The sequence below is a fragment of the Halalkalibacterium ligniniphilum genome, from assembly GCF_000334155.1.
Taxonomy (GTDB): Bacteria; Bacillota; Bacilli; order Bacillales; family Bacillaceae_D; genus Halalkalibacterium; species Halalkalibacterium ligniniphilum.
Genome location: NZ_ANNK01000169.1, coordinates 62,770 through 71,808 on the forward strand (window position 1 = coordinate 62,770; position 9,039 = coordinate 71,808).

At 42.7% G+C, this 9,039-nt stretch carries 7 protein-coding genes; all 7 read right to left on the minus strand.

From position 1 onward, the window contains the following. Positions 1–90: 90 nt before the first annotated feature. Positions 91–1,185 (minus strand): PIN/TRAM domain-containing protein, encoded by a 1,095-nt coding sequence (locus tag BLT_RS0120775; RefSeq protein WP_017729624.1) that lies wholly within the window; start codon positions 1,183–1,185, stop codon positions 91–93. A gap of 154 nt (positions 1,186–1,339) precedes the next feature. Continuing rightward, positions 1,340–2,413: a DNA integrity scanning diadenylate cyclase DisA gene (gene disA / locus BLT_RS0120780; RefSeq protein ID WP_017729625.1), complete on the minus strand. Its 1,074-nt coding sequence runs from the start codon at positions 2,411–2,413 to the stop codon at positions 1,340–1,342. Between the two features lie 3 nt (positions 2,414–2,416). Then, positions 2,417–3,790, minus strand: a complete 1,374-nt coding sequence (radA, locus tag BLT_RS0120785; protein WP_017729626.1) for a DNA repair protein RadA — start codon at positions 3,788–3,790, stop codon at positions 2,417–2,419. A gap of 346 nt (positions 3,791–4,136) precedes the next feature. Further along, positions 4,137–6,578 carry an ATP-dependent protease ATP-binding subunit ClpC gene (gene clpC / locus BLT_RS0120790; RefSeq protein WP_017729627.1) on the minus strand — a complete coding sequence of 814 codons (2,442 nt, stop codon included), beginning with the start codon at positions 6,576–6,578 and terminating at the stop codon, positions 4,137–4,139. Between the two features lie 18 nt (positions 6,579–6,596). After that, complete coding sequence (locus BLT_RS0120795; RefSeq protein ID WP_017729628.1) at positions 6,597–7,670, minus strand: protein arginine kinase; 1,074 nt, start codon at positions 7,668–7,670, stop codon at positions 6,597–6,599. Positions 7,671–7,674: 4 nt separating this feature from the next. Then, positions 7,675–8,208: a UvrB/UvrC motif-containing protein gene (locus BLT_RS0120800; RefSeq protein ID WP_017729629.1), complete on the minus strand. Its 534-nt coding sequence runs from the start codon at positions 8,206–8,208 to the stop codon at positions 7,675–7,677. A 20-nt stretch (positions 8,209–8,228) separates the two neighbouring features. Then, a complete protein-coding gene (locus BLT_RS0120805) occupies positions 8,229–8,699 on the minus strand; it encodes a CtsR family transcriptional regulator (protein WP_017729630.1) in 471 nt (156 codons plus the stop codon). Positions 8,700–9,039: the final 340 nt, after the last annotated feature.

The following is a 9,039-nucleotide window of genomic DNA, read 5'->3' on the forward strand; positions in this document are numbered from 1 at the left end:
GGAAGTCTTCGTTCACTTCTTATCTGTACGATTGGCGAACAAAAGCAAAAAAGCGCCTCCCTATAAAGAAGAAGCGCCCTTTATTTCGTGTTATAACGCTTTTTCAAGCAACTTCGGCTTCGCAAAAATCATTCTTCCTGCACTTGTTTGCAGCACACTTGTAACAATGACATCAATATGCTTGCCAATGTAATCACGTCCACCTTCCACGACGATCATCGTCCCATCGTCCAGATAAGCAACCCCCTGATTTTGTTCTTTCCCATCCTTAATGACCTGAACCTTCATCTCTTCCCCTGGAAGAACAACAGGCTTTACGGCGTTGGCTAAGTCGTTAATATTTAGAACCGCAACGCCTTGTAGCTCACAAACTTTGTTCAAGTTAAAGTCATTGGTGACGACAACACCAGATAGAATTTTTGCCAATTTAATGAGCTTACTATCGACTTCTTGAATCTCTTCAAAGTCTCCTTCATAAATCTCAACTTTAATCGGCAGTTCCTTTTGAATTTTATTAAGAATATCCAAGCCGCGACGACCACGATTCCTCTTTAAAACATCGGATGAATCAGCAATATGTTGAAGCTCCTCAAGAACAAATGCTGGAATAACGAGTGTTCCTTCAAGAAATCCCGTTTTGCAAATATCTGCAATACGACCATCAATGATCACACTTGTATCTAAAATTTTCAGTTCTTGCCCTTTTTGAGCTTTCGCTTCTTCCTCTTCCTTCTTTTTACTTCCAAACCCTTTTGTCATCGTAAAAAGATGAATAAGTTCATCTCTCTTTTTAAATCCAATTTGAAAGCCAAAATAACCAAGGAAGAATGTAATAAAAATAGGGAGTACAGTACTTACTACAGGAATGGCAAAATTATTAAGAGGAATACCTATTAAAAATGCAACTATAAGCCCAATAATTAGACCCATCGTACCAAATAAAACATCGGTGACAGGGGCTTTCACAATCGCTTCTTCCATTAAGCGCATTAATCCAACAATATAATCAGCCAACCAAAAGGTTGCAACAAATAAAATAATTGCTCCAATAACGGCCCCAACATATGGACTTGTTAACCAGGCAGGACCGCCAATATTTAATAAATGGATGAGTTCAGGAATAAAGACAAAACCTACCGTTCCTCCAACTAAAACGAAAAAAAGTTGCACGATCCGTTTCAGCATCCACACCACCTCCTTTTATTATTATAGACAACTCACCAGGATTAAAACCTATCAAACTGAATTTCACATAAAATCTCATGATTAACGAGTTTTTTACCACATGGTCGCTTTAAATAACAATCAATAAGAACAGGCAGCTTCATCATGATACACATTAAATATTTCGGTCGATAAAAAGCTGCTCCTGAATCCGCTTCAAGCCGTCTTTAATTAATTTCGCCCTCGCTTCTCCAATTCCTTCAACTTCATCGAGCGCTTCTGTACTTGCAACCACGATGTGATTTAAGCTTTTGTATTCCTCAATGACATTTTCAATAATGGCTGCTGGAAGTCTCGGGATCTTATGAAGAATTCGATAGCCTCGAGGGGTAACCGTGTGCTCTTGGATGTTGTCGACTTTATTATAGCCAAGGCTTTTTAAGATGTTCTGTTCATCAAGAAGCTCCTCATTTGAAAGCTTGGTTAATTCTTTTAATACTTCTGCCGCTTCTTTCTTTTCATCTTTAACATAATCTCGAATCAGTAAAAAGGCTTCCTTTTCTAAATTTGAGACAAGCTCATTTAATTGCATCGTAATCAGGCGCCCTTCGTTGCCTAGCTCATTCACATAATTCAAGATTTCCCGCTTAATCCGAAGGACCATTTGGATACGGTGGATGACTTGAGTTACTTCATGAAACGTAACGAGCTCCTCAAATTCAAGGGCCCCTAAATTGGTAATGCTTTGATCAAGAACCGCTTTGTATTTTTCCAAGGTTTGAATCGCTTGATTTGCCTTCGTCAAAATGACGCCAATGTCCTTCAGAGAGTAGCGATAGTCTCCTTGGTAGAGTGTGATCACATTGCGGCGTTGGGAAATGGAGATGACTAGGTTACCTGTTTGCCTCGCTACACGTTCAGCGGTTCGATGACGGATGCCTGTTTCATTGGATTCAATGCCATTATTAGGAACAAGCTGTGTGTTCGCATAAAGAATCCGACTCCCATCCTCATTCAAGATGATCGCTCCATCCATTTTTGCAAGCTCATATAAATAAGCTGGCGAGAATTCGCAGTTTATAAAAAAGCCGCCATCTACGATATTCATCATTTCATTGTTATAACCAAGTACGATAAGTCCCCCTGTTTTTGCCCGCAACACGTTATCAATTCCATCCCGTAGCGGTGTTCCAGGCGCAACCATTTTTAATACGTCGTTTACAAATGTCCCTTTTTTCCGATCGTCCATCCTCTATCCTCCTAATGTAACCTCTAACGCTTCTTCGACGGTTGACACGCCGATTACCTCAACTTCTGTAGGGAACGTCCATCCTCCGATGTTTTTTTGAGGAATAATAACCCGTTTAAAGCCGAGCTTTGCTGCTTCATGGACACGCTGCTCAATTCTTGACACCCTCCGCACTTCCCCCGTTAAGCCAATTTCTCCAATCACCACATCAAATGGGTTGGTGGTTTGATTCCGAAAGCTTGATGCAATGCTAATAGCAATCGCTAAATCAATCGCTGGTTCATCTAATCTCACGCCACCAGCAACATTTAAATAGGCATCTTGATTTTGAAGCAAGAGACCGACTCTTTTTTCAAGAACAGCCATCAGTAAGGAGACACGGTTATGATCAATCCCCGTTGCCATCCGTCTTGGGTTTCCAAAGCTCGTCGGTGAAATGAGCGCTTGTAATTCCACAAGGACTGGGCGCGTTCCTTCCATTGAGGCAACAACGGTAGAGCCAGCAGCACCATTCGACCGTTCCTCTAAAAAGATTTCTGACGGATTTAAGACCTCTTCAAGGCCTAATTCCTTCATCTCAAAAATCCCCATTTCATTTGTAGAGCCAAATCGATTTTTTACTGCTCGTAAAATACGGTACGTATGGTGTCGTTCTCCTTCAAAATAGAGAACCGAATCTACCATATGTTCAAGGAGCTTAGGTCCCGCAATCGAGCCTTGCTTTGTCACATGGCCAACGATAAAAATGGCAATTCCCGTCGTCTTAGCTACCCTCATAAATGCAGCGGTACACTCGCGAACTTGAGCGACACTTCCTGGCGCTGAGGAAATGTCATCATGGTAAACGGTTTGAATGGAATCAATAATGACAAGGGTTGGCGCAACCTCCTCAATCGCTTTCTCTATCTTCATTAAGTCTGTTTCTGCTAAAACGTATAGCTCTGGTGAGATCACACCAAGACGATCCGCTCGTAGCTTTGTCTGTTTGACAGACTCTTCTCCAGAGATATACAGAACTTTATGATTGGTTTCCGCGAGCTTGGCGGACAATTGTAGCAAAAGAGTTGATTTCCCGATTCCCGGATCTCCCCCTACAAGCACTAGGGATCCAGGAACGATCCCTCCACCTAGTACACGGTTTAATTCGATTAATGTCGTATCAATTCTCGCCTCTTGCTCCCCAACAACCTTTGTGATCGGCTGAGGTTTTGACGTGTCGGCGGCTGATGTGACATAGCTTCGTGTCCCACTTTTCGGGACTTCTGAAAATTCTTCCACCATGGAATTCCAGCTTTGACAACCAGGACATTTTCCCATCCATTTGGCTGATTCGTAGCCGCAATCCTGGCAAACGAATTTTGTTTTTCTCTTTGCCATTCCGCTTCCCACCTTCAATTCCTACTTTCTTAATTGTATCAGAATCGCTTTAAAAAGTCGGGAATGAGGGTCTCACTCACATGATCTTCTTCTTTTTTATGAAAAAGTGTGTGGGGCTCACTGGATAATGAAGCGAAAAACCGCTCTTTTTCAACTCGTTCACAACCTTACCTTACGAGCTTTTCCATTCCCTTGGGGAAGAGCAAAAACCGATGATGGGGCTTTCTGAGAAAATGGGGACCTTACGAGCTTGCATCACAATATGGTTTCGTTAGAAAAGAAACGTGACGTCCTTCTAGGTTAGTAAAAAGCCGAGGGATGGTACCTACCCCTCGACTTTTTCGTTTTACACTTGAGCGCTCTCTTTTGTTTCTACCACCAATTCGCCATCTTTTACATCAATAATGGCACGCTGTCCTTTTTGAATCGTCCCTTTTAATAGTTCTTCAGAAAGACGATCCTCTACTTGTTTTTGCAGGGCCCGACGTAATGGACGTGCTCCGTATTCAGGGTCATAACCTAAATCAGTAATTTTATCTTTAGCTGCTTCCGTAAGATCAAATTCAACCCCTTGCTCTGATAAACGCTTCTTGAGCTGCTCCACCATCAATGTGATGATTTCACGAACATGCTTTTTCTCAAGAGAGTGGAAGACGATGATCTCATCAATCCTGTTTAAAAACTCAGGGCGGAAGCTGTTTTTCAACTCAGCCATCACCTTATCTTTCATGTCTCTGTATTCTGTACCTTCACTATCCGTGGTAAAGCCTAGGTACTTATTACGACGCAGGGTGCTCGCACCGACATTTGATGTCATAATGACAGCTGTATTACGGAAATCAACCGTACGCCCTTTTGAATCTGTTAGGCGACCATCTTCTAGCACCTGCAAGAGAATGTTAAATACTTCAGGGTGTGCTTTTTCAATTTCATCAAGGAGGATCACCGAATATGGATTGCGACGAACCTTCTCTGTTAATTGACCACCCTCATCATGACCGACATATCCTGGAGGTGAACCAACAAGACGGCTTGTGGCGTGTTTTTCCATGTATTCAGACATGTCGATACGAATAAACGCATCTTCATCACCAAATAGTGTTTCAGCGACAGCCCGAGCTAATTCCGTCTTACCGACACCTGTAGGGCCAAGGAAAATAAACGAGCCAATAGGACGCTTCGGATCTTTCAAGCCTGCTCGTGCACGACGAACCGCTTTCGAGATTGCTTTAACGGCTTCCTCCTGACCAACGACACGCTCATGAAGGATTTCCTCCATCTTCAAGAGACGTTCCGTTTCCTCTTCCGCTAGCTTAGAAACAGGGATTCCCGTCCAGCTTGCGACCACCTGGGCAATATCATCGACTACGACCTCGGTGTTTTCTTGCCCTTGTTTCTTTTTCCACTCATTCTTCATTTCTTCAAGCTCTTCACGTAATCGTTGCTCAGAATCACGGAGAGAAGCTGCTTTTTCAAACTCCTGACTTTGAACCGCTGCATCTTTTTCTTTCCGTGTTTCCTCTAGCTTTTGCTCAAGCTCCTTCAGGTTTGGTGGAGCTGTATACGAGCGAAGGCGAACCTTTGATGCCGCTTCGTCAATCAGATCAATCGCCTTATCCGGTAGGAATCGATCTGAGATGTAGCGATCTGAAAGCTTTACTGCTTCCTCAATGGCTTCATCGGTAATCGTTACCCGGTGATGGGCCTCATACCGATCGCGAAGACCTTTTAAAATTTGAATCGACTCATCAAGAGACGGTTCATTTACTTGGATTGGCTGGAAGCGGCGCTCAAGGGCTGCATCCTTTTCAATGTATTTACGATACTCATCCAATGTTGTTGCACCGATACATTGTAATTCACCACGGGCTAGGGATGGCTTTAAGATGTTTGATGCATCAATGGCTCCCTCTGCTCCTCCTGCACCAATTAACGTGTGCAACTCATCAATAAAAAGGATCACATTACCCGCTTGACGAATTTCATCCATCACTTTTTTCAACCGGTCTTCAAACTCACCGCGATATTTTGTTCCAGCGACAACCGTACCCATATCGAGCGTCATCACTCGCTTGTTACGCAACGTTTCTGGCACTTCGTTGGCGATAATTGCTTGAGCTAATCCCTCAGCAATGGCTGTTTTACCCACGCCTGGTTCCCCGATAAGGACAGGATTGTTCTTTGTTCTCCGGCTTAATACTTGAATCACACGTTCAATTTCCTTGCTACGCCCAATGACTGGGTCGAGCCCTTCCTCTCGTGCAATCGCCGTTAAATCACGAGCTAAGCTATCAAGCGTTGGCGTGTTAGCATTTGACGTACCGCCTCCTTGCTGAGAGGAGCTGCCTACTTCATTGCTTCCGAGAAGCTGAAGTACTTGCTGACGAGCTTTGTTCAAGCTGACGCCAAGGTTGTTTAATACACGTGCTGCCACGCCTTCCCCTTCGCGAATTAAACCGAGAAGGATATGTTCTGTTCCGACGTAGGAATGACCCAACTTACGTGCTTCATCCATGGAAAGCTCAATGACTTTTTTCGCACGCGGTGTATAATGAATCGTTTTTGAGCCATCTTGTCCTTTGCCGATAAGGCTCTCCACTTCTTTTTGAATTTTGTCAGAACCAAGTCCAAGTGCTTGAAGAGCTTTAGCCGCAATTCCTTCACCTTCACGGATCAGCCCTAATAATACATGCTCGGTCCCAATATTGTTATGACCTAATCGAATCGCTTCCTCTTGTGCTAATGCAAGCACCTTTTGTGCCCGTTCTGTAAATCGCCCAAACATCATATACATCCACCTCCAGGGTTAATTAGACTGTTGCTCTAGTTTAAGTCGTTCTCGAATGATAGCGGCTCTTCGCTCATCTCTTTGTTCCGGAGTGAGAACTTCTCCTGCAAATTGTTGGAGAAATCCTGGCTGAGTTAAAATCATGAGTTCATTAAGTATGTTGCCAGAAATCCCTTCTAGTAAACCAAGATCGATGCCTAGACGAACATCTGACAGCTTTTGTGTCGCTTCCTTTGACTCAATCACTCGACTGTAAGCCAAAATTCCAAAGGAGCGATACACTCGGTCCTCAAGCTGAAGCTTAGAACTTTGCATTAACATATGCCGTGCTGCTCTTTCTTGCTGAATCAGTTGCATGACAACGCCACGTAAATCTTCCACGATATCTTCTTCCGATTTTCCTAATGTTAATTGATTGGAGATTTGAAAGACGTTACCTAATGCTTCGCTACCTTCTCCGTAAATTCCTCTAACAACTAGCCCTAATTGGTTAATTGCAGGTAAAATACGGTTAATTTGCTGTGTCATAACAAGAGCCGGTAAATGCATCATGACTGATGCCCGTAATCCCGTTCCCACATTGGTTGGACAGCTTGTTAAAAAGCCACGCTTTTCATCGAAGGCATATGTCACTCTTTGTTCAATCCAGTCATCAATTCCGCCGGCCAAAACAAGCCCTTCATTAATTTGAAAGCCAGCAAATAAACATTGAATTCTAAGGTGATCTTCTTCGTTGATCATGATGCTGACCGATTCATCCTCACTGAGAAGAACGGCCCCATGCTTTGATTCTTCTGCAAGATGTGGACTAATCAGGTGCTTTTCAACAAGAACGCGTTTTTCATTTGGTTTCATTTCATCCACATGAAGAAGTTCGAATGCCCCTAATGAATCATAGGTATCGTTCCCGATCGCCTGGGCTACATGGGTGACAACGGCCTTTGATTCCTCCATTGTTGTAAGTAAAGGAAAGTTAAACTGCTCAAGATTCCTAGCTAATCTTATTCGGCTACTAAGTACAATATCCGAATCAGGACCTTCTTTTTTCATCCATGGACTAATGGCTTCACTGATAAAGCGCTGGAGTGACATGGACTCATCCCTCCTCACCATTGACTTTCCGTTCAAGTGAACGAACCTGATCCCGAACAAGAGCCGCTTCTTCAAATTCCTCTCGCTCGATATGCTGCTTTAATGTTTCTTTTAAAGATTCAATTTGGCGACGCAGCTTGATTCCTCCACCAATTCGTTTCGGTATTTTTCCTGCATGGGTGTGATTTCCACTGTGAACTCTTTTTAAGATTGGATCTAGCTTTGATTGAAATGCTTTGTAGCAATGGGAACAACCAAATCGTCCGATTCTTGTAAATTGGTCATACGTCATCCCACACTTATCACAAACCAGCGGCTTTGCGACCTCACGGCTTGTTTTTTGGCCATGACTTGTTGGTTGTTCAAAATGAAGCAGCCCTGATAACAATTGGTGAATGGAGAAACTGTTTGAGCCTGGGAAGTGTTCACCCTTTTCTCTGGCGCAGTGTTCGCAAATATGAATTTCCGTTTTCTCTCCGTTAATAATTTTTGTAAAATGCAACGTTGCTGGTCGTTCTTTACACTCTTGGCATATCAACGCATATCACCTCTCTCGCCTTAGCGAGTTTCTTTGTATTTCAAGGTTTCAAGCATTGCTTTCAGGAGATTTGCTCGAATTTCATCTCGATGTCTGGCATTTGTTTGAAAGTGGGTACGTTCCATGACACTTAGCATTAATTTTGTCTCTCGCCTTGAAATCATACTCTCTTCATACAGTCGTGCAATCAGATTTTCAGCTGCACTTTGACTAATTCGATTCCCAATTAAGTTGTTCAATTGGTCAAAGAGATCAAGATTGTCGTGGGGCTTTACCTTAATAATTCGGATATAGCCGCCTCCGCCCCTTTTGCTTTCAACAATGTACCCTTTTTCCACCGTAAATCGTGTACTAATAACATAATTAATTTGAGAAGGTACACATTGAAACATTTGTGCTAATTCACTTCGTTTAATTTCAATTAACTCACTATTGGTTTTCGTAAAAATACCCTTTAAGTATTGCTCAATAAGATCTGAGACGTTCCGCACCCATAAGAACCCCCCTTCGTCTGACTGACTTTGACTATCTTTGACCTATACTTATATTATAGATAATTTTGGTTAAGTGTCAACGAAATTGCATATTCGCTAGTATTGCCAACTCTCTTTAAATCATTACACACTATGTATCATTTCAATTTGGACAGTAAGATCTCCTGTTTTTTATTCCCTTTTCTCTTGATCAAGAAACAGGTCAATTTACTTAATGCTTTAAAAGCGCTTAAATAAGCAGACATGTGTTATGAAGTTTTTTATAAGCACAAAAAAAGCACAACCCTATCGGATTGTGCTTTAACGCTTGGCAACGTCCTACTCTTGCAGGGGGAAG

Excerpts from the sequence above, each read along its gene's own strand:
- clpC (WP_017729627.1), bottom strand. The coding sequence starts at position 6,578 with ATGATGTTTGGGCGATTTACAGAACGGGCACAAAAGGTGCTTGCATTA.
- BLT_RS0120775 (WP_017729624.1), bottom strand. The coding sequence starts at position 1,185 with ATGCTGAAACGGATCGTGCAACTTTTTTTCGTTTTAGTTGGAGGAACG.
- BLT_RS0120795 (WP_017729628.1), bottom strand. The coding sequence starts at position 7,670 with ATGTCACTCCAGCGCTTTATCAGTGAAGCCATTAGTCCATGGATGAAA.
- radA (WP_017729626.1), bottom strand. The coding sequence starts at position 3,790 with ATGGCAAAGAGAAAAACAAAATTCGTTTGCCAGGATTGCGGCTACGAA.
- disA (WP_017729625.1), bottom strand. The coding sequence starts at position 2,413 with ATGGACGATCGGAAAAAAGGGACATTTGTAAACGACGTATTAAAAATG.